Here is a 21,921-nt window from a genome sequence, read left to right on the forward strand (position 1 = left end):
CAACGCCAGGCCAGCGCAGCGTGACGCGCCGTCGGCTAGTGGAGCAGCGTAATGGACCTGCGCGAGTTCAACCATTCCGGCATCGCCCAGGGCGCGTCGCGGAACGGCGCAGCGGAACTGCGGGAAATCGATGTGACCGTGCGGCTGTCGGTCAATGACGCCGGTTCCCTGTGGGCTGCGGCGGCCGCCAAGGCGCTGTCCGCCGGCATGACGATCGACGAGATTGCCGAGACGATCGGGCCGCGCGAAGACCCATCGGTGGCGGACTGTATTGCGCTGTTGTGCGAACCCGCCGGTCTGCCGGGCTGTGCGATTGAAGATTTCACCGTGGCCCATGCGGCCCCGGTCATGCAACTGCCGCGCTCGATCGCGGCCTGACATCCAGCAATCGGGCGTCCCGGCAACGGGCGTCCCGGTCGAGGCCCTCCCGCTCTCCCTCACACCCCTTGGAGCGGGAGGGCCTCGGAAGTATCTCCCAAATGGGCAGCACCGCGGGCGTCATACCCCTGCGGATCTCTGACTGCCGTCCTGCCTTGCGCTCAAAATCCTATATCCCGGCCGCCGCGTCGCGCGGTCCCGCATCCTGCCAGGTGCGGGGAACGCCGATCTTCGGAACGGCGGACGCCGGATACGAAAAACGGCAGGCTGTTGGGGATCAGCCTGCCGTTCCGTCTTGCTGCCCGATTGCCCGTCGGCGCCGGGGCGAGCACTGGTGCGGACGCTGTCACGCCGCTGTACCGCACCCTCTCATTATAGGGCGAGCTGCCCGTAAACCCGCGCGAAGGGGCGTTTTTTGCTGTGGATCAAATCGCCGGGGCGGCGACGCGCACAACCTGATCGAGCGGCAGGGTAATGCCGCGCACGCCAACCGCCAGCTTGCCCTGATCGGCGATCACGTCCTGCACCCGCCCCGTGCTGCGCACGGTGACCGGCACGGCGGCACCGGTCGCATCCTTGGCTTCGATCTTGAGCGTATAGCTGCCCGCCGGGGCCTGCGCGCCCGTGGCCAGCTGCCCGTCCCAGCTGAACCGGCCGTCAAGGCCCGGGGTCAGCGGCTGGGTGGCGAGCACTTGGCCCCGTTCGTTGCTGACGGTCGCGACCATGCTGGCCGCCGCGCGCGGGGCCGACCAGCTCCACTGCGCCGGCTGGTCCGACAGGCCCGACACCGCGTTCTGGAACTCGACCTCGCGGCCGATCAGGCCCGATGCCTGGGCCATGTCCTGCACCGACAGGCGCGACAGGATGTCGCGCAGCACGCCGGTCTGCTGGATCGACTGCTCGACCTGCGAATATTGCACCAGCTGCTGGGTGTATTGCGAGGTATCCATCGGATCGAGCGGATCCTGATTCTGCAGCTGGGTGGTCAGCAGATTCAGGAACAGATTGAAATCGGCGCCATTGGCACCGAACAGGCCCGAGGGGGTGGCGGTATTGCCAGCGCCGGCGCTGGTCGGGGTGACGGTCATCGCAGACTCCTTCAGGCGATCAGGTCGAGCCGGCCGTTGCGGCGGACCGGGCGATAGGAAAGCTCCTGCGCGCCGGGTTCGTCGCCCGGCAGCGCGGCGGTGCCGCGCGCATTCTGCCAGCGCGCCCAGGCCGACTGGCCCTGGCCGCCATCCTGGCTGCCCCGGTCAAACCGGAAGCTCTGGCCGTCGGCGCGGACGCCGGCATCGGCAAGCGCACGGGTGATGTCGCCCAGATCGCGGCGCATCGCCTCGATCACCGACGCGCTGTCGGCGGCGACCACGGCGCGCAGCGCGCCCGTTTCGTCAAAGGCAAGCCGCACCTGGATGCGGCCCAGCTCGGCCGGGTCCATGCGCACGGTCAGCTCGTCGCTGCCCTGGGCAAGGCGACGCGCGATCTGGACGCCCATGCGGGCGGCAAAATCGCTGTCGAGCGCCAGGCGCGCGCCCGGTGCTTCGGACCGTGCCGATCCGGGGGCGGCCACGGCCTGCGGCGCGGCGGCAACCGGCGGCGGCGCGGCAGCGGCGATGGCCGGAGCATCCGGCTGGGCCGCAGGCGGGGTCGCGGGCATCTGAGCGGCCGGGGCGGCATTGCCCGCGCCCGGCTGACGGGTGTCGGCGGTCATGGCGATTTCAGTCACCGCACCGGCCGGGGCCGATGCCTCCGCTGCCCCGGCTGCTGGCATGTCCAGTGCCGAAACGGCGGCAGGCGCCGCAGCCTTGGCGGCTTCGGCGGCATGACCGTCAAGATCGGGCACGCCGCGCCGGACCGGCGGCAGCGCGGGTTCTGGCGGCAGCGCGGCAAGCATCACCGGCTGGCCATCGGCCGCCGGCAGCGCTTCGCCCTCGTCCGCAGCGGCCAGTTCGCCGGCCGGCTCACCGGGCAGTTCGCCGGCTGCGGGGCCGGCCAGTGCGGCAGCGGCCCATGCGGAACCGGGCAGCGCGGGCAGCTGGTCGGGAAACTCGATCGGATCGGACTGGGTATCGTCAAAGATGATCGGCAGCGGCGCGCCCTGCCCGGTGTCGGGGGTCGCAGCGACCGCTGCGGGCAGGTTGGCGGCAATCGGACGCGGCAGCTTCGTGGCGGCATCCGGCCCGGCCAGAGCCGTGGTCAGCGTCGTCCCAAGTGCGTCGGGTGCGCCAGCGGTGCCGGGCACCCCGCCCTCGACCGCGTCGGCAGGCAGATAGGCGGTCCGCGACGTGCCGGGCAGCTGGGCGACAAGCCGGGGCGGCAGCAGCGCGCCGGCACCCCCCTCCGCCAGCCCGTTTGCCGCCAGCCCGTTTACGGTCTGGCCGGCGGCTTTTTCGCCGCCGGGGGCCGTGCCATTGGCGATCTGGCCGATCGTCAGCCCCGGAATCTGGCCGGCTGCCTGCTGCCCGCCGATCTGCACCGGGCCAGCCTGACCCGCCCCGCCCGCAATCCCCGGCGTCCCCGCCAGCAGCTGGCCAAGGGTCGCGGCAAAGCCGTCGGTCGCGGCCGGGGCCGTGCCGGCCGGCGGGGTCACGGGTGCGGTGCCGGAAAGAAGCGCACTGATGTCCATTCGGATCTCTTCCAGTTCAGAGCCGCAGGACCATATGGCCCAACCTGACTCTTATAGACGGTTTGTCAGCCAATCGTGCCGAGCGAGCGGATCCGCGCCCGGGCGTGGATCTCGTTTTGCGACAGCACGACCGTTGCCGGGCGCACGCGTTCGATGATCGAGCGCACGAACGGCCGGATCGACGGGTTGGTGAGGATGCAGGGGATCTCGCCCATGCCGGCCAGCCGGTCATAGGTATCGCGCACCGCCGCGATGAATCCCTGCAGCGCCGACGGGGCCATGGCCAGATGCCGGTCCTCGCCCTGGCCGATGATGCTTTCGGCAAACGCATTGTCCCATTCGGCCGACAGGGTGACGATGGGAATGGCCCCCTCGCGCGCCTGCTGCGCCGAGATCTGGCGGGCCAGGCGGCTGCGCACATGTTCGGTGATCTGCGCCAGATTGCTGGTGAGCGGCACCGAATCGGCGATGCCTTCGAGGATCGTCGGCAGGTCGCGGATCGAAATGCCCTCGGCCAGCAGGTTCTGCAGGATGCGCTGCACGCCCGAAATGGTGATCTTGGACGGTACCAGATCGGCCACCAGCTTTTCGGCGTCCTTGTGCACCTCGTTCAGCAGCTTCTGGGTTTCCAGATAGGACAGCATGTCGGCGATGTTGTCCTTGACCAGTTCGGTCAGATGGGTGGCGATGATCGTCCCGCAATCGACGACGGTCAGGCCGCGGAACCCGGCTTCCTCGCGCAGATCACGGTCGATCCACAGTGCCGGCAGCCCGAACACCGGTTCGCGCGTATCGTCGCCGGGCAGGCCGACACTGCCGCCGCCGGGATTGATGACCATCAGCTTGTCGAGGCGCAGCTCGCCGCGCGCGGCCTCGGTTTCCTTGATATAGACGATATATTCGTTGGCCTTGAGCGCCAGATTGTCGATGATCCGCACCGACGGCAGCACAAAGCCATATTCGGTCGCCATCTGGCGGCGCAGCGCGCGCACCTGATCGTCGAGGCGCGGATCGGTCGTGCTTTCATTGATGATCGGCAACAGGCCAAAGCCCAGCTCGATCCGCACCGCGTCGATCGCGAGCGTGCGCGAGATCGGCTCGTCCTCCTGCGCCTGCTGCGCCTCGGCCTGCGCCTGTTCAAGGCGCGCGCGCGCGGCCTCAAGCTCGTTGCGCCGGGCGGTCGACCAGGCGAGCCAGCCGGCCAGCCCGGCAAAGCCTGCAAAGGGAATGAAGGGCAGGCCCGGCATCAGCGCCAGCGCGCCCATCAGGAAGGCGACCATGCCAAAGGCGCGCGGCGAGCGGCCAAGCTGCGCGGTGAGCGCGGCACCGGTGCGCCCGGCAACCCCGCCCTTCGACACCAGCAGGCCGGCGGCGGTCGACACGATCAGGGCCGGGATCTGGCTGACCAGCCCGTCGCCGACGGTCAGCAGCGTATAGGTGCGAAACGCCTCGGCAAGCGGCACGCCGTGGACGAGCACGCCGATCACCAGCCCGACCAGCACGTTGATCGCGGTGATCAGCAGCCCGGCAACGGCATCGCCCTTCACGAACTTGGACGCCCCGTCCATCGCGCCGTAAAAGCCGCTTTCCGCCTCGATTTCCTGGCGGCGGGCGCGCGCCTGGGCCTCATCGATCATGCCGGCCGACAGATCGGCGTCGATCGCCATCTGCTTGCCGGGCATCGAGTCGAGGCTGAACCGCGCCGCGACTTCGGCGATGCGGCCCGCGCCCTTGGTGATGACGACGAAGTTGATGACGATGAGGATCATGAAGATCGTCAGGCCGATCACCACCTCGCCGCCGATCAGAAACTCGCCAAACGCCCCGATGACGCCGCCGGCCGCATCCGGCCCCTCATGGCCATGGCCGAGGATCAGCCGGGTCGAGGCGATGTTGAGCCCGAGGCGCAGCATCGTCGCAATGAGCAGGATCGTCGGGAAAGCGGACAGGTCGAGCGGCTTCTCGATGAACAGCGCCGTCATCAGGATCATGATCGAGAAGGTGATCGACAGCGCCAGCCCGAGGTCGAGCAGCCAGGGCGGCATCGGCAGGATGAGCATCGCGATGATCGCGATGACGCCGCCGGCCAGCGCCATGTCGCGATTGGCGCCGATCTTCTGCAGAAAGTCGAGGAACTGCGGGGGCATCGCTTACACCGCCGGCGAGACCGGGTAACCGGCCTCCATGAAGGAACGCAGCTTGTTGCGCATCGTGCGCACCGAAATGCCGAGGATCGTCGAGGCCGAAGTGCGGTTGCCGCCGCACCTCTCCAGCGTCTGCAGGATCAGTTCGCGCTCGACATCGGCCATCGACCGGCCGACCAGCCCGTCGATGCTGAGCGACCCGTCGCCGCCCTCAACCGCCAGCGCGGCGGGGGCGATGCGCGTGCCGTCATCAAGGACGATGTCCTCCGGCGCGATCATGTCGCCCCTTGCCAGCAGCACCGCGCGGTGGATGACATTTTCCAGCTCGCGGACATTGCCCGGCCAGCCATAGCCGCGCAGCAGCGTCAGGCTTTCGGGTGCGAACAGCCGTTCGGGCAGCCCGTTTTCCTGCGCCAGCTGGGTGGCGAACCACACCGCCAGCCGGTCGATATCGCCCGGCCGCGCGCGCAGCGCCGGCAGGTCGACGACCACCAGCCCCAGCCGCGACTGGAGATCGGCGCGGAAGCTGCCCTCGGCCACGCGCTGCTTCAGGTCGAAACTGGTCGTCGCCATGATCCGCGCCGAACCGCCGCTGCGGTCATCAAGCGCGGCGAGCAGCCGCGCCTGGCAGACCGGCGGCAGCGCATCGACATTGCGCAGCAGCAGCGTGCCGTCCGCCGCCTCGGCCAGCCGGCCGGCGCGCGGCGCGACCGCGCCCGGAAACGCCCCGGCGCGGTGGCCGAACAGTTCGGATTCGAGCACTTCGGCCGCCACGCCCAGGCATTCGGCGGCCACGAACCGGCCCGGCCGGTCCGACGCGTCATGGACGAGGCGGGCAAGCATTTCCTTGCCGGTCCCGCTTTCGCCCGCAAACAGCACCGGCACGTTCGATCCGGCAAAAGCGAGCGCATAATCGACGGCGCGCTTCAGCAGCGAATCCTCACCGATCATGTGGGTGCGCCGCTCGCCGATCGACAGGATCACCGCCGCGATCAGGTCGCGCTGCGGCGGCAGCGGCACATAATCATAGGCCCCGGCGCGCACCGCGGCGACCGCACGGTCGGCGGGCGCATCGACACCGCAGGCCAGCACCGGCACCGCGATGCGTTCGGAGCGCAGCCGGGCGAGCAGTTCGGCGACGTCGAGCGTGACCTCGACCATCACCAGATCGCCGCCCTGATGGCGCAGCTCGTCCAGCGCCTCGTCGAACGACGAGGCCAGATGCACCTCTGCCCCCAGATCGCGGGCCATGCTGGCGGCCAGGCGGAATTCGCCTGCCATGCCGCCGATCAACAGGATTTTCGTTCGGCTCCCCCGCTTCACCCCTCAACGCTCCTGCTTGACGATTTCCGTGAGCGTGATGCCGAGCGATCCGTCGATCAGCACCAGTTCGCCGCGCGCGATCAGCCGTTCGTTCACATAGACGTCGACGGGTTCGCCGACGCGGCGATCAAGCTCGATCACCGATCCGGCACGGGTCTGCAGGAGCTCGGCGATCTGCAGCCGCGCACCGCCGAGCACCGCCTGCACCTTGACCGGGATCTCCTCGACCGGGGCCATTGACGGGATGGTGCGGGTCGACAGCGCCTTGGGCTCGTCGCTGGGCAGCGCCAGATCGGGGAAATCGGTGTCCAGTTCCACGAACTCGGACGGCACGACTTGAGAGGGGGTCGCGTCCATTTGATCCATCTCTCCTTAGTTCATCATCCACTGGCGCACGACCGAAGTCGCCTCGCCCGGGTTGGCGGCGACGGTGTCGCCGATGCGCTTGATCGCGGACATCTTGATCTTGCCGTCGACCTCGGCGAGCGCGATCTCCTGATCGAGCATCGCCCCGCGCGATTCCGCATTGTCGAGCGCAAGCTTGAGCGTTTCGGGATCGTTCGCGCCGGGCAGCGCGGCAGGGCTGCCATCGGCGGCGAGCAGGGTCGCATTCTCGCCCACCCCCATCGCCCCGCCCGCCGTCGCTTCGGCCAGCTTGGTCTGCCATTGCGGCCGCAACAGGCGCAGCGCGAACAGCCCGACCCCGGCGATGATCAGCAGCTTGAGCACCGAGAAAATCTGGTCGAGCGGCACATAGGACATGATGTCCAGCCCCTCGTCCGCGACATCGGCGGCGGCGAATTTCATGCTTTCAACCGCCACGCTGTCGCCGCGCTCGGCATCGAAGCCGACGGCATTTTCAACGAGCCGCTGCAGCCGCTGAAGCTGCTGGGCGGGCATGGCCTGCGCGCCCGGATCGATCATCACCGCAACAGTCAGCCGGTTGATCTTGCCGGGGCTGCGCACCCGCACGGTGTTGGTGCGGCTGTTCTCATAGGTCACGTCTTCCGACGTCTCGGCGCGGGCGGCGCGGCGGCTGTCGCCACCCCCGGCAGCATCGGCAGCCTGGGTTTCGGGCAGCTGCGCGGCGACGGTTGCGGGCGGCGCGCCGCCATCGGTCTCGTTGCTCTGGTCGTTCGATTCAACCGTGACCTGGCGGGCGATCGCCTGCTTGTCGGGATCAACGGTGCTCGCCTCTTCGCGCGTCTGGTCGCGGTCGATGATCGCGGCGACCTCGGCCCGCACCTTGCCGGCGCCGACAATCGGTTCGAGCAGGCTTTCGATCTGCTGGCGCAGCTTCGCCTCGACCGCCTGCTGGCGCTCATCGGCATCGCCGGCGGACCCCGCCCCCGCCTCGCCCGCACGCGCCAGCAGCGCCCCGGTATGGTCGATGACCGACACGCTTTCGGGCGACAATTCGGGCACGGAGGAGGAGACGAGATAGCGGATCGCCTGGATATTCTCGCCCGACAGCCGGCCTTGCGTCTTGACGGTCACCGCCGCTGTCGCGCGGCGCGGCTGGGTGGAAAACACGCTGCGGTCGGGCATGACGATATGGACGCGCGCCTGGGCGACATTCTGCAGGCTGCGGATCGACCGCGCCAGCTCGCCCTCGATGGCGCGCGTCTCGTTGATCTTGGCGCGCGAGGACGAGACGCCGAACGGCTCCTCGGCGTCGAGCACCTCATAGCCGATCTTGCCGCCCAGCCGGTCCGACGCCATCGTCATCCTGAGATCGGCCAGCCGGTCGACCGGGGCCATGATCGCGGTGCCGTCGGCGGACAGCTGGAAGGGCACATTTTCGGCCTTCAGCTTGTCGGCGATGGTCTGCGCGGCCGCCGGTTCCAGCTCTGTATAAAGATAGCCCATCGGACCCGCAGCGCCAGGCAGCGACATCCAGGCAAAGGCAACAAGCAGCGCCGTGGCGACAGCCCCCATCAGGGCGATCCGCCCGGCGCCGATCTTTGCGATAAACGAACGAAGAGATTCCAAGACCGGCCTCATTCCCGCGGGCGGTGGCGCCCTACCGGCTCATTATAGAACGCGGCCCGGCAGTTTTTTCCCGAAGGCGGCAGTTTTTGCCGGGGCGGGCGCAACCGCTGCACATGGCCGGGCGCAGACAGGCAAACGGCCCCGGCCCGTATCCGGGCCGGGGCCGCATCGCCCGATGCAACGGCATGTCGTCGGCCGGTCAGTCGCCCGGGAACAGCGCCGCCATTTCCTGCGCCACGGCGGCACGGCGCGCTTCTGCGTCCAGCGCCAGCCCGCCCTGATCCCAGAGCAATTGCGCATCGCCAAGGCCGAGGCCGGCATCGCCGACGACGGTCAGGTTCAGGCGGCGGCGGTCGGCGCTCTGGCGCGCGGCGACCAGCGCCTCGACATCGGCGACCAGATCGGGATGGACGCGGATCTGCACCGGCTGGCCGCGCCGCACCTGGCGCAGCACCCGGCCGATCGCGTCGTCGATCGCCGCGGTCGGGGCATCGGCAAGCGCGCGCGCCGCCAGATAATCGGCAGCGGCAAGCGCGATCGCCCCGCCCTCGCGCGCCAGCCTTTCCTCGGCAGCGTCGAGGCGTTCGTCCATCGCCTCGAACCCGGCCTGGAGCGCATCGACCGCGGCGAGCAGTGCCGCCTCGCGCTCGGCGCGCACCTGATCGACCGCCTGCTGGAACGCCTCGGCCCGGGCGCGCGCGGTTTCGGATTCGATTTCGCGCTTGAGCCGCAGCACCTCGAGCTCGAGATGCTCGATCTCCAGCCTGAGCGCCTCGGGGCTGCGTTCGGCCTCCGCCGTCGGAACGGCGAACACCCGGTCAAAGGCAAATGGCTTGACGTGCATCGACATGGCTGGTGCCTTCCCGGATCAGATGATGACCGCGTCGTCGCTCTTGGGATCGACGAGCACGATCTCGCCCTTGGCGGCAAGCGTCTTGGCGAGGCGGACGAGCTGGCTCTGCGCCTCTTCGCAATCGCGCGCGCGCACCGGCCCCATATTGGCCATGTCGTCGCGTAGCATCCCGGCCGCACGCTCGGTCATGCCGCCAAAGAACACGCGCCGCGCCTCTTCCGGCGCGCCCTTGAGCGCGAGCGCCATCGTCTTCTTGTCGGCATTCTTGACCACGGCTGCAATCGCTTCGGGCAGCAGCGCGGTCAGATCCTCGAAGGTGAACATCAGCGCGCGGATCCGCTCGGCGGATTCGGGCGCGCGCTCCTCGAGCGCGTTCAGCATCGCTTCCTCGGTCGCGCGGTCCATCGCGTTGAACATGTCGGCCATGCTCTCATGCGGGTCGCGGCGCTGGGTGCGCGACAGGTTGCTCATGAACTCGGTCTTGAGGGTCGACTCGACCTCCTGCAGCACGTCCTTCTGCACGGTGTCCATGCGCAGCATGCGGGTGACGACATCGACGCCGAAATCGCGCGGCAGCTCGGCGAGCACGCGCGCGGCATGGTCGGGCTTCAGCTTCGACAGGATGACGGCGACGGTCTGCGGATATTCATTCTTCAGATAGCCGGCGAGCACGCTTTCGCCGACATTGGACAGCTTGTCCCACATGGTGCGCCCGGAGGGACCGCGAATGTCCTCCATGATCTCGCGCACCTTGTCGGGCGGCATGATCCCGGCCAGCAGCCGCTCGGTCGTCTCGTGCGAGCCGTGGAGCGACGCCATGCTCGACACTTCGGCCGAAAACTGGACCAGCAGATATTCGACGACCGCCGAGGGCAGCCGGCCGAGCTGCGACATCGCCGAGGACAGTTCCTTCACTTCCTCGACCGACAGGCTTTCCCAGATCGGGGCGCCATGTTCCTTGCCCAGCACCAGCAGCAGCGCCGCGGCGCGCTGCGGACCGCTATATTTCTTGAGCTCGGGCGGCTCGGCGACCGGAAGCGTGACAGCCATTAAAAATCCCCAGAGAAATGATGGTTAACCGCACCGGCGGCGTTCCACTCAATCTATTATAGAGGAGCAACAACGAACGTTCGGCGCACTATGACGATCAATTTCAATCAGGGCGTGATCGGCCTGTCCCTGCTTTCGGGGACAAATCTTGGCGGTCTTGCAACGCCTTCGGCGGATATTGAGACGCGCGCGGCACGCATCGCCAAGGCGCAGTTCACGCTGAAGCCGGTCACCCCGCCATGGAGCCAGCCCGAAACCACCGCGCCGCTGTCGGTGCAGGTGGCGGCCATCCGCAGCATGTCGACGATCATCGACAGCGTGCGCCAGATCGGCCCCACCCTGCCGCCCGATGTGCAGACGGCGTTCACCACCTACAAGGCACTGGACCGGCTGCGCGTGCTTGCCCAGACGGCGATGCGCCAGACCAGTTCGGTCGCCGAGCGCACGTCGCTGCAGACGACCTTCGCGCGCGGGATCGCCGATCTGCAGGCGTTCCTTGCCAGCGCCCCCGGCGACAAGCTGTCGATCGCCTTTGGCCAGCCGGCACGCCGCGCCGAAAGCGTGGAAGTGGCCGCCCCGCCTCGACCCAGGTCAATGGCGAGGCGGTGGTCAAGGACCGCGCCGCGGCCCTGCCCGGCCTTGGCGGCAATGAGCGCTTTTCGATCACGCTCAACCGCGGCAGCAGCGCCACCACCGACACGGTCACCGTCGATCTGGCCGATACGCCGCAGCCGCCGACGCTCGACAGCATCGCGCAAGCGTTTTCGGCCGCCATCGCCGCCATTCCGCAGCGCGACTCCAATGGCGATGTCGTGAATGACGCGGATGGCAACCCGCTTCCGCGCTGGCCGATCAGCTTCAAGCCGGTGAAGACCGCCGATGGCTGGGGTCTGCAGATGAACGGCACCGGCATCGACCGGGTGACGATCAACCAGGTGGGCGCGGGCGACTCGCTGATGGTCGCCGCCGGCCAGACGCCGCTCGATTCGCCGACCGCGACCAGCATCATGCGGTTCGACGACCCGACCGGGGCGATCGAACGCAACACGCTGGCCAGCTACAGCGCGATCGACCCGGCCGCGACCGCCCGCGCGCAGCTGAGCCCGCCGCCCAAGCCGCTGCTGCCCGACCAGCAGCCCGAACCCGTCCAGGTGATGGCCCCCACCCGCACCCGCGCGGTCGCGACCGACGCCCAGGGCTTTACCTATATGGTCGGCACCACCGCCGGCGATCTGGGTGCCAACCGGTCGGACGGCGGCGACGATCTGTTCCTGACCAAGATGGACAGCGACGGCAAGGTCATCTGGCAGCGCACGCTGGGCGCGGGCGGGACTGCCGAAGGTGCGGCGATCAGCATCGCCGCCGACGGCGATATCGTCGTCGCCGGCACGGTCAGCGGTGCGTTCGACGGCGCGACAAGCGACGGCGACATGCTGGTCGCCCGGTTCAGCGCCGCCGGTGACGAAGAGTTCACGACCGTCGTGCGCTCGATCGGCGCAGACAGCGCCAATGCAGTCGCGGTCGGCAATGACGGCAGCATCTTTGTCGGCGGCCGCGCCGCCAGCGGCACCGGCGACGCTTTTCTGGCGCGGCTCGATGCAACCGGGCGGCTGGCAGAGCGCCGGACGATCAACAGCGGCAGCAGCGACACGGTGCGCGCGCTCCGCGTCGACAGCGACGGATCGCTGGTCGCGCTGACATCGGAAGGCGGCAATGCCGTTGTCCGCCGGATGAGCGGCACCGCGCTGTCGACCGATCTGGGTGAAATCAGCCTCGGACAGGCCGATGCCCGCGCGCTCGCGATCGGCCGCGACGGCACCATCGCCGTGGCCGGCGCGACCTCGACCGCCATCACCGGTGACGAGGTCAACACGCTGAGCGGCGCGCGCGACGGTTTTGTCACCCGCCTCAATCCCGGCCTGTCCAACGCCTCGACCAGCTATATCGGCACTGGCGGCGACGATCAGATCGACAGCCTGGCCTTCATGGGCGGCACGCTTTATGTCGGCGGCCGCACGACCGGGGATCTGGGCGGCACCCGTGCCGGGCCGGTCGACGGCTTTGTCGCGCGCGTGAACAGCGGCACCGGCACGGTTGAAAACATCAATCAATGGGGCCGGGCCGGTGTGCGCACCGAAGCGGTGCAGGTGGCCGCCGCCCCGGGCGCGGACACGGCGATCGGCGCGTTCGGCTTCCGCCGCGGCACGATCAACCCGGAGGATTCGACCAGGCTGGTCGCGCAGACGAGCCTCAGGCCCGGCGACGAATTCTCGTTCCGCGTCAATGGCGGCGCGGTGCGGCGCATCACCATCGCGGCAAACGACACGCTGACCAGCCTGGCCGACCGGATCCGGCTGGCCGCCAGCCGCGAGGTCACGATCTCGACCCCGCGTCAGGGCGACGGCAATGTGCTGCGCATCGAGGCGCGCGCCGGCAACAGCATCGAGCTGATCGCCGGCCGCGAAGGCCGCGACGCGTTGCAGAAGCTGGGCATGGCACCGGCGCGGCTGGTCGCATCGGCCCCGATCCCCGACAATGCGCCGCGCGTGCGGCCGGGGGCAATTACGGGCTGGACCTGTCGGCCGCGCTCGACATTTCGACCGCCGACGGGGCCAAGCTGGCGCTTGGCCGCGTTGAATCGGCGCTCTCGACCTCGCAGAGCGCCTTCCGCTCGCTGTTCTGGGACAAGAACAAGGAAGCGATCGTCAACGACAGCGGCAAGACCGGGCGGGTGTCGCCCTATCTCGCCGCCCAGGCCAGCCGCTATCAGGATGCGCTCCGGCGTCTGGGCGGCGGCTCCACCTTCACCGGATTCTGACCCAATGGCGCAGCCCCCCGCTCTGATCAAAGGCATCACCCAGTCGATGCGCCATCTGGCCGATCGCCAGCGGGTGATTTCGGAAAACATCGCCAACAGCGAGACGCCCGGCTACAAGGCGCGCGACGTGCGCACGCCCGATTTCGGCGCGATGCTCAACATCCGTTCAGGCCGCGCGGCAGTTGCCCGGCCGACCGTCGCGATCACCAGCAGCATGGCCGCGCTTGGCGCACGCGGGCCGAGCATCGGCGGCAATGTGATCCGCGACACCGACATCAGCGAGACCAAGCCCGATGGCAACAATGTCACGCTCGAAGACCAGCTGCTGCGCATGGGCCAGGTGCAGGCCGATTTCACGGCGATGACCAGCCTCTACCGCAAGCAGATGGGCCTGATCAAAAGCGCGATCGGCCGCAACGGCAACTGACGATCGTCAGACCCCCGTCATGACCAGAACGCCCCGGCCCCGCCGGGGCGTTTGCGTTTGCGGGCATCGGCCCGCCGGCATGGCAGCGGCGGGCCGATCGCCGGACAGGCAAACGCCCCCGGCCGCATCCGGCCGGGGGCGCAACAGTCTGGCGGGCGGCAAGCGCGCGCGACGTTACAGGCTGGTGTTGACCGAGATCGGCGTCGCCTGATCCATTTCGAACAGCCCGCCGGCCGCGCCATAGGTCTGGCGGCGGGTGCCCGACAGGCGCTTTGCCTCTTCGGCAATCGCATCCATGATGTCGCGCGACAGGTCGATCTGGCGCGACAGCATCCGGGCATTGTCGGCGGCGACATCCTGCAGCTCGTCCAGCGCCTCGATCAGCACCGCACGCGGCTCGGGAGCCATGGTCTCGCGCCAGTCCGGCTGTTCGCGGGCAAGGGCCGCCATCTGCGTCTCGAGCGTTGCCGTCAGCTTCAGCTTGGCGGCTGCGACCGGCTCGATGTCGCGGCTGCGCCCGGCGGTGGCGAGCAGCCCCGTCTCCTCGCGCATCAGCGCATTGAGCGACTGGATGGTCTCGATCATGTCATCGATCATTTTGTCTGTCCCTGAAGGCGGATGATCTGGTCCATCACCGCGGGCGCAAGGCCAAGCCCGCCGCGGCGTGAAATCTCGTTGCCCAGCTGTTCGGCCAGGATGCCGCGGAACATTTCCTCGCCATGCCCGCCGCTGAACTGGTCGCCGACTTCGACGCTTTCCATCATCAGCTTGGTCATCTGGCCGATGAACACCGCCTCGAACTCGCGCGCGGTCTTGGCGGCGCGGGCGCGGCCGGGGTCTTCGGTGACAGCGGGCGCGGGGGCCGTTGCCGGCTGGGCAGGCAGGGGCGGAATGCCGGACATTATTGCACCTCGATCTCGGCCTGCAGCGCACCTGCGCTCTTGACCGCCTGAAGGATGGTGATCAGGTCGCGCGGGCTGACGCCCAGCGCATTGAGCCCGCCGACCAGCTGGCGCAGCGACGTGCCCTCGACCATGCCGAGCGAGCGGTTGGCGCCGTCATCGACCTCGATCGAGGTGCGCGGCAGCACCACCGTCTGGCCGTCGGACAGCGGCTCGGGCTGGGACGCGACCGGCGCTTCGGACACGCTGATCGTCAGCCCGCCCTGGGCGATGGCGACCGGGCTGACCTTGACATCGGCGGTCATGACGACGGTGCCCGCCGCCTCGTTGATGACGATCCGCGCCGGCTGGTCGACCGCGACCTCGAGATTTTCGACCTGGGCGTAAAGGTCAATCAGCGGCGTGCGCTCATCGGGCGCGCGCAGTTCGACCGTGGCCGGATCGAGCACCGCCGCCGCGCCCGGAAAACGCCGGCCGATGGCGGCGGCGACGCGCTGGGCGGTGGTGAAATCGGGATTGTGGAGCGCAAGCTTGAGGCTGGTGGCGGAGCGCAGCGCATAGGGCACTTCGCGTTCGACGATCGCACCGCCGGCGATGCGCGCCGACGTCAGCACGCCGCGATTGACCTGTGCCGCCGCACCCTGGGCGCGAAAGCCGGATACCGCGACCGGACCCTGGGCCACCGCATAGACCTCGCCGTCCAGCCCCTTGAGCACCGAGGCGATCAGCGTCCCGCCCTGCAGGCTGGTCGCATCGCCCATCGCCGAGACCTGGACATCGATGGTCGATCCGGCGCGGGCAAAGGGCGGCAGCGTCGCCGTCACCGACACGGCGGCGACGTTCAGGATGCGCAGCTGGGTGCCGCGGATATTGACCCCCATGCGCTCGAGCATCGCCTGCACCGATTCCTCGGTGAACGGCGTGTTGAGCACGCGGTCGCCGGTGCCCGCCAGCCCGACCACCAGGCCATAGCCGACCAGCTGGTTGGACCGGACATTTTCGACGGTGACGATATCCTTGATCCGCGGGGCCGCATCGGCGCGCGTCTGCGGCCAGAGGGCGGCGATCAGGACCAGCAGGGGAAGAAGACGCATAATGTTCCGTCGAAAAGGGTAAACGGCACTCTTTTCTCTTATAGAAGAAGAAAGGCCGTTTTTTCGGTCAGGAGGCAAAACTGCGTATCGAGGGAACCGCCGCGCTGCTTCAGGCCCTGATCGCCGTTCATCCGGCGAAGCGGGTCGATGCGCCGCAGTTCCAGCCCGGCGCAGCCCCGCCGCCCCCCGCCGGGCAGAGCGCGGTCAGCCCGCCCGTCCAGTCGGTGCAGATGCTGGTGGCGCTGGCCGCCGCCGGGCCGGAACCCGACCGCCGGGCAGAGATTGCCCGCCAGGCCGAACAGGGCGTCAATGCCCTCGAAACGCTGCACCGCGCGCTCATCGCCGGCACTGTCGGCCCGCAAAAGCTGCGCGAACTGCGCGAATGGACGCGCCGGCGCGACCGCTCACCGGATACGGCGCTGTCGACGCTGCTCGACGAGATCGAGCTGCGCATCCTTGTTGAACTCGCCAAGCTCGAACGGCGCGGCTGAACGGCGACGCCGCGACGCTGTCGCCGCGTTCTTGCGCCCTCTTCTTCTTGTCTGTCGCCGGTAGCGGCGCGCTTACGCCGCCTTGCGCTTGCGGGCGAGGCTCATGACGTAGGAGATGATCTCGGCAACCGCCGCATAATGCTCGACCGGGATCGGCCGGTCGATCTCGGCGCTTGCATAAAGCGCGCGGGCCAGCGGCGGGCTTTCGATGATCGGCACATCGGCCGCGCCCGCGACCTCGCGGATCTTGAGCGCGATGGCATCGACGCCCTTGGCGACGACGATCGGCGCGCGCATCGCGCCATGTTCATATTTGAGCGCGACCGCATAATGGGTCGGGTTGGTGACGACGACGCTGGCCGTCGGCACCGCCGCCATCATCCGCTTGCGCGCACGCTGGAGACCGATCTGGCGCTGGCGCGCCTTGACCTTGGGGTCGCCGTCGCTTTCCTTATGCTCGTCCTTCACCTCCTGCAGCGTCATGCGCATCTTGGCGAGGAAGGCGCGGCGCTGATAGACAAAGTCGAACGCGGCGATCGCCCCGACCAGCACCAGCACGCATTTGACCAGCGTGACGACCAGCGCGGCGGCGGTGCGCGCAATCTCGATCGGTTCCATGCCAACGAGCGAGTCGATGGCGGCGGCATGCGGCCACAGCACAAACACGCCGATGGCGATGACCGCGGCCGATTTGGCCAGCGTCTTGGCGAACTCGACCAGCCCCTGCTTGCCGAAAATGCGGCTGAAGCCGGTGAACGGATTGAGCTTGCTCCATTTGGGTTTGACGCGCGCCCAGGCGATGGTCGGCATGCCCTGCGAAAACCCGACCAGCAGGGCAAAGCCGAACAGCACGGCCAGCACCGGGCCGATCGCCATCATCAGTTCTGCTGCAATGTGGATGGCGAAGCGGCTGGCATCGAGCGGATCGAGCCGGATCTGGTCGGCATTGCTCCAGATCCGCACCGCCATCCGCGCCAGCGCGGTCAGCGCGCCCAGCCCCAGCGATCCGAGCACGGTGAACATGGCCGCGAACATGATCGCATGGCGCATTTCCGGGGCGGTGGCGACATCGCCCTTCTTGCGCGCATCCTCGAGCCGCTTGGCGGTCGGCTCCTGGGTTTTCTGATCCTTGTCGGCCTCTGCCATCGGTCAGGCGAAGCCGTTGCTCATCCATTCGGCAAAGGATGCCGAAAAGGCGGTGAGGATTGCCCCCATGGTGACGGCGAGCAGCGCGATGCCGATCAGGATGTTGAGCGGCTGCGCGATGAAGAAGATCTGGATCGCGGGCGCGAGCCGCGCCGACAGGCCGAGCGCGACGTTGAACACGATGCCATAGACCAGAAACGGCCCGGCGATGCTCACCGCCAGCATCATCGCCTTGCCGGTGGTCGCGACCGCCAGCCGCGCCAGTTCGCCGGCATCGGGCACGACCCCGAGCGGGAAAAACTCATAGGAGCGCACGATCGCCGCGATCCACATGTGATGCAGGCCCATCGCCATGCAGAACAGCACGGCGGCGAGCGCGATCAGCTTGGCGAGCAGCGGCGTCTGGCCGCCGAGCGAGGCGTCGAACACCAGTGCCGAGCTGAGCCCGGTCTGCAGGCTGATGATCGCCCCGGCCATGATGATCGCCTGGAACAGCAGCTTGACGAGCATGCCGAGCGCAAGGCCGATGCCCAGTTCGACCAGCACCAGCCCAAGCAGCTGCGCATCATTGCCGGCCACGGGCAGGACGCGCGCCGACAACAGCCCCCACAGCGCCGCCGTCATGCCGAGCGCGCCCATCAGGCGCAGGCGCATCGGCACCGCATCTTCGGAAAACACCGGCAGCAGCATCAGCACCGCGCCGACGCGCGCGAACAGGATCAGAAAGCCGGTCGCCTGGACGGGCAGATCGGCATACATAGGCTCAGCCCTTCACGATCCGGCTGACAATCTCGGCCATGAAGCCGGACAGCGCCTGCCCCATCATCGGCAGCGTCATCAGCAGCACGACACCCATCACCAGGATCTTGGGAACGAAGGTCAGCGTCATTTCCTGGATCTGGGTCAGTGCTTGCAACAGGCCGATCGCGACGCCGGTGATCAGCGACGCGATCAGCAAGGGGCCGGAGACCGCCAGGATCAGCATCAGTGCTGCCCTGGCGATCTCCATGACATCGGCTGCCGCCATGTCAGATCTGCATCCGCATGATGTCGGTATAGGCGTTGACCACCTTGTCGCGCACCGCGATCACCGTATCGAGCGCGGTTTCGGCCGCGCCGATCGCGGTCACGACGTCGATCAGGTCGCCCTTGCCGGCCACCTGGGCGGCGCTCGCCGCTTCGGCGGTGCGCAGGCTGTCGGCGGCGTTCGACACCAGATTGTCGACCATCGCGCCAAAGCCGCCTTCCTCGCCGGCACTGGCCCCGCCCGCAGCGGCAGCGCCGCCGGTCTTCAGCCCCGTCCCGACCCCGAGCGCGCGGCCATAGGCCGACGCCGCATCAAGTGCGCCAAGCGACATAGTGATACTCCTGTAAGTGGCGATTATTTGATCAGATCGATGGTGCGCATCGTCATCGTGCGCGCGGCCTCGATGGCGTTGAGATTGGCCTCATAGGACCGCTGCGCGGCGCGCATGTCGGCGCTTTCGACCAGCCCGTTGACATTGGGGCGCTGGATATAGCCCTGCGCGTCCGCCGCCGGATGACCCGGCTGGTAGATGCGCTGGAACGCCGATTTGTCGGTGGTGATGGTGCTGACCTTGACGCTGGTCGCGCCCTCGGCACCCTTCACATCGGGTTTGAACACCACGACGCGGCGGCGATACGGGTCGCCCCCCGGCGTGCGCGCCACCGAATCCGCATTGGCGAGATTCTCGGCGATCACCCGCATCCTCAGGCTCTGCGCCCTGAGGCCGGATGCTGAGATATCGGTACTGGTCTTCAGGTCCATCATCAGGCTCCCGCCGGGGACTGCCCGGCCGCTTCCCCCTCCTTATAGGCAGATTTTGCCTAGTCGGGCCGGGCAGGCGGAAAATCTCTCCTATAAGTCGAGGTGAAAGGGAGACCGCAATGTCGGCGCTTGAAGAAGTCAGCGTACAAATGTCGGTGGTGCTGGGCTCGACCCGCCTGCCCATCCGTCACATCCTTACCATGGGCCGGGGGCCATGATCCCGCTCGACTGCGGCTATGACGATCCGAGCGAGCTGCATGTGAACGGCACGCTGATCGCACTCGGCAAGGTGCATGTGAACGGCGACCGCATGTCGCTGGAAATCACCCATATGGTCGAACGGGGCGGCTGATGGACCTGTTCGCACTCATGCGGATGCTGGGGGCGCTGCTGCTGGTGCTCGGTCTGATGGCGGTGGGGCTGTGGGCGGTCCGGCGCTATAATCTGCGCCTGCCCGGCCGGTTCGGCGGCCATCAGCCGGGGCGCATCGAACTGGTGGAGCGCACCGCGCTCGACGCGCGCCGTTCGGTTGCCCTGCTGCGCCGCGACGGGCGCGAGCATCTGATCCTGATCGCGCCCGAGGGCAATCTGGTCATCGAAAGCACGATCCTGCGCGACGATATCGACCATGCGGCCGAGGCAGAGCGGCTGCGCATCGCCGAGGAAAAGCGCGCCGCCGCAGCCGCCGCCATGGCCCAGACCAAGGCCGAGCTGGCGCAGATGCGCGACAGCTTTGCCCAGATGGTCGACGGCGCGCGCGACCGGCTGGCCGAACATACCGCCCCGGCATTCACCCTTGCGGGCGATGCGATCGACAGCGTGTCGGCGCTGGCCGGGCTGGTGCTGCACGGGCCGGACATGCCGGTTGCCGGTGACGCGGCGCCCGAGGCGGAAGCGCCGGTTGCTGCCGCCCCTGCCCCTGCGGCACCGCTGACGGTCGTGCAGATGACGCCGACCGCGCCGCGCCGCGTGCGCCGCCGCAGCCTCGCCAAGGCGGCCTGAACATGCGGTTTTTGAAGCTGATGCTGCTGGCGGTGTGCCTGCTCGCGCCCAGCCTCGCCTGGGCGCAGGCGGCGGGCGCCGATGCCGCGGCCGGCGCATCGGCGACGATCAGTCTGGGCGAAGGCTCGCTGACCAGCCGGGCGATCCAGCTGGTCATGATGCTGACCGTGCTGTCGCTGGCGCCGGGCATCCTGATGACGGTCACCTGCTTCACGCGCATCGTCGTCGCGCTGTCGCTGCTGCGCACCGGGATCGGCGCGCCGGGCGTGCCGCCCAACCCGGTGCTGATCAGCCTGGCGCTGTTCCTGTCGTTTTTCGTGATGACGCCGACCTTCGAGGCGGCGTGGCAGAACGGCGTCAAACCCTATAATGACGGGCGCATCACCGAAGAGGTGGCGTTCGAACGCACGTCGGAACCGTTCCGCCAGTTCATGCTCACCCATGTCCGCGCCGATGATCTGAAGCTGTTTTCGGACCTGTCGGGAAAGCCGGTGCCGGCGGCAAAGACGCCGCTGTCGACGCTCATTCCCGCCTTCATGATTTCCGAACTGCGCCGGGCGTTCGAAATCGGCTTTCTGCTGCTGCTGCCCTTCCTCGTCATCGACATGGCGGTGTCGGCGATCCTGATGGCGATGGGGATGATGATGCTGCCGCCCCCGTCAATCTCGCTGCCGATGAAGATCATCTTCTTCGTGCTGGTCGATGGCTGGGCGCTGATCGCCGGCTCGCTGGTCCGCAGCTTCGGCACCTGAGGCGGGACGGCGAGCGACGGCGACGGCCGCCGGGAACCGGTGTCAGCCTGCGCCGTCGACGAGTGCGGAACCCGCCAGCCAGGCGTCGAGGACGTCATAGGCCAGCGGTTCGGCAAAGGCGATGCCAACCTCCTCGCCCACCCAGCGGACGGTCGCCGCCTTGGCGGGCAGGCCCGGCACATGGATCTGGAGCACGTCATTGGGGCGCGGGGCGACCGGGATCATGATCTTGGCCCCGCCCAGCGAGATGTCGCACAGCCGCCCGGTCAGCCGCCGCCCGCGCAGCTCGACGGTCACCCGCGCCGTCGCCGCCACGCGCGGTCCGCGCGGCTGGCGGCTCTTCAGGATGCGGCTGACCGGCGCGGGCGCGGGCGCGACCAGCGCCGCCACCGCAACCGGCGCGTCGAACGACATGCCTGCCCGGCCGCCCTCCGCCCAGACGATCAGCCCGTCGAGCGGCGGATGGTGGCGGACCTCGACGCGCACCCGGTCGGCCGGGCGCAGCGCCACCGATGTTTCCAGCATCAACCCGGTTTCCGACAGGTTGCGGATGCGGCACAGCGCCTCCTGCCCGGCGGCGACCAGCTTGGCGACGATCAGCAGCGAGACGGTGCGCTCGGCGCGCGGCCGGGCCGCGCCGGACGCCGGCCCGGCGGGATCGAAGCCGCGCGGCTGATAGGTCATGACGGATTGGCCTGGATGATCGCCACTTTGCGGACCACGCCCGCGCCGAACGCCTTGGGCGCGGCGGCGGCGACGATCTTGCGATAGCCTTCGAGATCGGCGAGCTGCCCGTCCGGCCCCGCCGCCAGCGGGGTGCGGAAGGTCTGCAGGTTGATCGCATGCAGCAGCAGCGGCATCCGCGCCTTCAGCGCCTCGGCCTGGTCGGCCGGCACCTGCAGCGCGGCGTCGATCGAGGTGTAGCCGGCCAGCCGCCCGTCGGGAAACACCAGCGGAACGAGCACGACCTCGGTCTTGATGAACGCGAGGTTCGCGTCCTCCTCGACAGGGGACTTGGGTTTCGCAGGCCCGGCTTCGGGCGCGGGCAGCATCTGGCCGACGCCAAAGGCGGCGCCGCCGCCCACACCCAGGCCGGCAATCAGCATCAGCGGAAGAAGAAGCGCGGGTTTCACG

General features: G+C 68.6%; 24 protein-coding genes. 6 read left to right on the top strand and 18 right to left on the bottom strand.

The window, feature by feature from the left end:
• Positions 1–51 precede the first annotated feature (51 nt).
• The gene (locus GVO57_RS01535) at positions 52–378 is read left to right on the top strand and encodes a hypothetical protein (RefSeq protein WP_160591279.1); all 327 of its coding nucleotides are present in this window, start codon (positions 52–54) and stop codon (positions 376–378) included.
• Positions 379–803: 425 nt separating this feature from the next.
• Here GVO57_RS01535 and GVO57_RS01540 read toward each other — a convergent pair whose 3' ends face one another.
• The 8 genes from GVO57_RS01540 to GVO57_RS01575 all read right to left on the bottom strand — a co-directional run bounded on the left by GVO57_RS01540 (position 804) and on the right by GVO57_RS01575 (position 10,366).
• A complete protein-coding gene (locus GVO57_RS01540) occupies positions 804–1,466 on the bottom strand; it encodes a flagellar hook assembly protein FlgD (RefSeq protein WP_160591280.1) in 663 nt (220 codons plus the stop codon).
• Positions 1,467–1,477: 11 nt separating this feature from the next.
• On the bottom strand, positions 1,478–2,968 hold the full coding sequence (locus GVO57_RS01545; protein WP_160591282.1) for a flagellar hook-length control protein FliK: 1,491 nt from the start codon (positions 2,966–2,968) through the stop codon (positions 1,478–1,480).
• Between the two features lie 101 nt (positions 2,969–3,069).
• Entirely contained in the window at positions 3,070–5,151 is a 2,082-nt protein-coding gene (gene flhA, locus GVO57_RS01550; protein WP_160591290.1) for a flagellar biosynthesis protein FlhA, read from the bottom strand.
• A 3-nt stretch (positions 5,152–5,154) separates the two neighbouring features.
• Positions 5,155–6,429, bottom strand: coding sequence for a sigma-54-dependent transcriptional regulator (locus GVO57_RS01555; RefSeq protein ID WP_160591292.1), 1,275 nt, complete (start codon positions 6,427–6,429; stop codon positions 5,155–5,157).
• A 45-nt stretch (positions 6,430–6,474) separates the two neighbouring features.
• Positions 6,475–6,828, bottom strand: coding sequence for a flagellar motor switch protein FliN (fliN, locus tag GVO57_RS01560; RefSeq protein ID WP_160591294.1), 354 nt, complete (start codon positions 6,826–6,828; stop codon positions 6,475–6,477).
• A gap of 15 nt (positions 6,829–6,843) precedes the next feature.
• Entirely contained in the window at positions 6,844–8,409 is a 1,566-nt protein-coding gene (gene fliF / locus GVO57_RS01565; protein WP_160591296.1) for a flagellar basal-body MS-ring/collar protein FliF, read from the bottom strand.
• A 253-nt stretch (positions 8,410–8,662) separates the two neighbouring features.
• Positions 8,663–9,313, bottom strand: coding sequence for a FliH/SctL family protein (locus tag GVO57_RS01570; protein ID WP_160591298.1), 651 nt, complete (start codon positions 9,311–9,313; stop codon positions 8,663–8,665).
• A gap of 18 nt (positions 9,314–9,331) precedes the next feature.
• The gene (locus GVO57_RS01575; RefSeq protein ID WP_160591300.1) at positions 9,332–10,366 is read right to left on the bottom strand and encodes a flagellar motor switch protein FliG; all 1,035 of its coding nucleotides are present in this window, start codon (positions 10,364–10,366) and stop codon (positions 9,332–9,334) included.
• Between the two features lie 605 nt (positions 10,367–10,971).
• Between GVO57_RS01575 and GVO57_RS15335 the strand changes: the two genes are divergently transcribed.
• On the top strand, positions 10,972–13,611 hold the full coding sequence (locus GVO57_RS15335) for a hypothetical protein (protein WP_327785532.1): 2,640 nt from the start codon (positions 10,972–10,974) through the stop codon (positions 13,609–13,611).
• 174 nt (positions 13,612–13,785) lie between these two features.
• Here GVO57_RS15335 and GVO57_RS01590 read toward each other — a convergent pair whose 3' ends face one another.
• The 3 genes from GVO57_RS01590 to GVO57_RS01600 are packed head-to-tail and all read right to left on the bottom strand — an operon-like array spanning position 13,786 to position 15,607.
• On the bottom strand, positions 13,786–14,208 hold the full coding sequence (locus tag GVO57_RS01590; RefSeq protein WP_160591304.1) for a flagellar biosynthesis protein FlgN: 423 nt from the start codon (positions 14,206–14,208) through the stop codon (positions 13,786–13,788).
• The gene (locus GVO57_RS01595) at positions 14,205–14,513 is read right to left on the bottom strand and encodes a rod-binding protein (RefSeq protein ID WP_160591306.1); all 309 of its coding nucleotides are present in this window, start codon (positions 14,511–14,513) and stop codon (positions 14,205–14,207) included. Before GVO57_RS01595 ends, GVO57_RS01590 begins: the two co-directional genes overlap by 4 nt.
• The gene (locus GVO57_RS01600; protein ID WP_160591308.1) at positions 14,513–15,607 is read right to left on the bottom strand and encodes a flagellar basal body P-ring protein FlgI; all 1,095 of its coding nucleotides are present in this window, start codon (positions 15,605–15,607) and stop codon (positions 14,513–14,515) included. Before GVO57_RS01600 ends, GVO57_RS01595 begins: the two co-directional genes overlap by 1 nt.
• A 119-nt stretch (positions 15,608–15,726) precedes the next feature.
• Between GVO57_RS01600 and GVO57_RS01605 the strand changes: the two genes are divergently transcribed.
• Positions 15,727–16,098 (top strand): flagellar assembly protein FliX, encoded by a 372-nt coding sequence (locus tag GVO57_RS01605; protein ID WP_233281593.1) that lies wholly within the window; start codon positions 15,727–15,729, stop codon positions 16,096–16,098.
• A 72-nt stretch (positions 16,099–16,170) separates the two neighbouring features.
• Here GVO57_RS01605 and flhB read toward each other — a convergent pair whose 3' ends face one another.
• Genes flhB through flgC form a run of 5 tightly spaced genes read right to left on the bottom strand, consistent with a single transcriptional unit; the run spans position 16,171 to position 19,033 of the window.
• Complete coding sequence (gene flhB, locus GVO57_RS01610) at positions 16,171–17,244, bottom strand: flagellar biosynthesis protein FlhB (RefSeq protein WP_160591309.1); 1,074 nt, start codon at positions 17,242–17,244, stop codon at positions 16,171–16,173.
• Between the two features lie 3 nt (positions 17,245–17,247).
• On the bottom strand, positions 17,248–18,003 hold the full coding sequence (gene fliR, locus GVO57_RS01615; protein ID WP_160591310.1) for a flagellar biosynthetic protein FliR: 756 nt from the start codon (positions 18,001–18,003) through the stop codon (positions 17,248–17,250).
• Positions 18,004–18,007: 4 nt separating this feature from the next.
• Entirely contained in the window at positions 18,008–18,271 is a 264-nt protein-coding gene (locus GVO57_RS01620; RefSeq protein WP_160591311.1) for a flagellar biosynthetic protein FliQ, read from the bottom strand.
• Position 18,272: 1 nt separating this feature from the next.
• Positions 18,273–18,602: a flagellar hook-basal body complex protein FliE gene (locus tag GVO57_RS01625; protein ID WP_160591312.1), complete on the bottom strand. Its 330-nt coding sequence runs from the start codon at positions 18,600–18,602 to the stop codon at positions 18,273–18,275.
• Positions 18,603–18,625: 23 nt separating this feature from the next.
• Positions 18,626–19,033: a flagellar basal body rod protein FlgC gene (gene flgC / locus GVO57_RS01630; protein WP_160593760.1), complete on the bottom strand. Its 408-nt coding sequence runs from the start codon at positions 19,031–19,033 to the stop codon at positions 18,626–18,628.
• Positions 19,034–19,247: 214 nt separating this feature from the next.
• On the opposite strand from flgC, the gene GVO57_RS15340 reads away from it, so the two are divergent.
• Genes GVO57_RS15340 through fliP form a run of 3 tightly spaced genes read left to right on the top strand, consistent with a single transcriptional unit; the run spans position 19,248 to position 20,787 of the window.
• Complete coding sequence (locus GVO57_RS15340) at positions 19,248–19,385, top strand: FliM/FliN family flagellar motor C-terminal domain-containing protein (protein WP_327785533.1); 138 nt, start codon at positions 19,248–19,250, stop codon at positions 19,383–19,385.
• Complete coding sequence (locus GVO57_RS01640; RefSeq protein ID WP_160591313.1) at positions 19,385–20,035, top strand: flagellar biosynthetic protein FliO; 651 nt, start codon at positions 19,385–19,387, stop codon at positions 20,033–20,035. The genes GVO57_RS15340 and GVO57_RS01640 overlap by 1 nt, the downstream gene beginning before the upstream one ends.
• Before the next feature lie 2 nt (positions 20,036–20,037).
• Positions 20,038–20,787, top strand: a complete 750-nt coding sequence (gene fliP, locus GVO57_RS01645) for a flagellar type III secretion system pore protein FliP (RefSeq protein ID WP_160591314.1) — start codon at positions 20,038–20,040, stop codon at positions 20,785–20,787.
• Positions 20,788–20,829: 42 nt separating this feature from the next.
• On the opposite strand, the gene GVO57_RS01650 is transcribed toward fliP, so the two are convergent.
• Positions 20,830–21,471, bottom strand: a complete 642-nt coding sequence (locus GVO57_RS01650) for a PilZ domain-containing protein (RefSeq protein WP_160591316.1) — start codon at positions 21,469–21,471, stop codon at positions 20,830–20,832.
• Positions 21,468–21,893, bottom strand: a complete 426-nt coding sequence (locus GVO57_RS01655) for a hypothetical protein (protein WP_233281428.1) — start codon at positions 21,891–21,893, stop codon at positions 21,468–21,470. The genes GVO57_RS01650 and GVO57_RS01655 overlap by 4 nt, the downstream gene beginning before the upstream one ends.
• Positions 21,894–21,921: the final 28 nt, after the last annotated feature.

The organism is Sphingomonas changnyeongensis (assembly GCF_009913435.1).
Taxonomy (GTDB): domain Bacteria; phylum Pseudomonadota; class Alphaproteobacteria; order Sphingomonadales; family Sphingomonadaceae; genus Sphingomonas_B; species Sphingomonas_B changnyeongensis.

Excerpts from the sequence above, each read along its gene's own strand:
- GVO57_RS01535 (WP_160591279.1), top strand. The coding sequence starts at position 52 with ATGGACCTGCGCGAGTTCAACCATTCCGGCATCGCCCAGGGCGCGTCG.
- GVO57_RS01540 (WP_160591280.1), bottom strand. The coding sequence starts at position 1,466 with ATGACCGTCACCCCGACCAGCGCCGGCGCTGGCAATACCGCCACCCCC.
- flhA (WP_160591290.1), bottom strand. The coding sequence starts at position 5,151 with ATGCCCCCGCAGTTCCTCGACTTTCTGCAGAAGATCGGCGCCAATCGC.
- GVO57_RS01555 (WP_160591292.1), bottom strand. The coding sequence starts at position 6,429 with ATGGCAGGCGAATTCCGCCTGGCCGCCAGCATGGCCCGCGATCTGGGG.
- fliN (WP_160591294.1), bottom strand. The coding sequence starts at position 6,828 with ATGGACGCGACCCCCTCTCAAGTCGTGCCGTCCGAGTTCGTGGAACTG.
- fliF (WP_160591296.1), bottom strand. The coding sequence starts at position 8,409 with ATGGGGGCTGTCGCCACGGCGCTGCTTGTTGCCTTTGCCTGGATGTCG.
- GVO57_RS01570 (WP_160591298.1), bottom strand. The coding sequence starts at position 9,313 with ATGTCGATGCACGTCAAGCCATTTGCCTTTGACCGGGTGTTCGCCGTT.
- GVO57_RS01575 (WP_160591300.1), bottom strand. The coding sequence starts at position 10,366 with ATGGCTGTCACGCTTCCGGTCGCCGAGCCGCCCGAGCTCAAGAAATAT.
- GVO57_RS01590 (WP_160591304.1), bottom strand. The coding sequence starts at position 14,208 with ATGATCGATGACATGATCGAGACCATCCAGTCGCTCAATGCGCTGATG.
- GVO57_RS01595 (WP_160591306.1), bottom strand. The coding sequence starts at position 14,513 with ATGTCCGGCATTCCGCCCCTGCCTGCCCAGCCGGCAACGGCCCCCGCG.
- GVO57_RS01600 (WP_160591308.1), bottom strand. The coding sequence starts at position 15,607 with ATGCGTCTTCTTCCCCTGCTGGTCCTGATCGCCGCCCTCTGGCCGCAG.
- flhB (WP_160591309.1), bottom strand. The coding sequence starts at position 17,244 with ATGGCAGAGGCCGACAAGGATCAGAAAACCCAGGAGCCGACCGCCAAG.
- fliR (WP_160591310.1), bottom strand. The coding sequence starts at position 18,003 with ATGTATGCCGATCTGCCCGTCCAGGCGACCGGCTTTCTGATCCTGTTC.
- GVO57_RS01620 (WP_160591311.1), bottom strand. The coding sequence starts at position 18,271 with ATGGCGGCAGCCGATGTCATGGAGATCGCCAGGGCAGCACTGATGCTG.
- GVO57_RS01625 (WP_160591312.1), bottom strand. The coding sequence starts at position 18,602 with ATGTCGCTTGGCGCACTTGATGCGGCGTCGGCCTATGGCCGCGCGCTC.
- flgC (WP_160593760.1), bottom strand. The coding sequence starts at position 19,033 with ATGGACCTGAAGACCAGTACCGATATCTCAGCATCCGGCCTCAGGGCG.
- GVO57_RS15340 (WP_327785533.1), top strand. The coding sequence starts at position 19,248 with ATGATCCCGCTCGACTGCGGCTATGACGATCCGAGCGAGCTGCATGTG.
- GVO57_RS01640 (WP_160591313.1), top strand. The coding sequence starts at position 19,385 with ATGGACCTGTTCGCACTCATGCGGATGCTGGGGGCGCTGCTGCTGGTG.
- fliP (WP_160591314.1), top strand. The coding sequence starts at position 20,038 with ATGCGGTTTTTGAAGCTGATGCTGCTGGCGGTGTGCCTGCTCGCGCCC.
- GVO57_RS01650 (WP_160591316.1), bottom strand. The coding sequence starts at position 21,471 with ATGACCTATCAGCCGCGCGGCTTCGATCCCGCCGGGCCGGCGTCCGGC.
- GVO57_RS01655 (WP_233281428.1), bottom strand. The coding sequence starts at position 21,893 with ATGCTGATTGCCGGCCTGGGTGTGGGCGGCGGCGCCGCCTTTGGCGTC.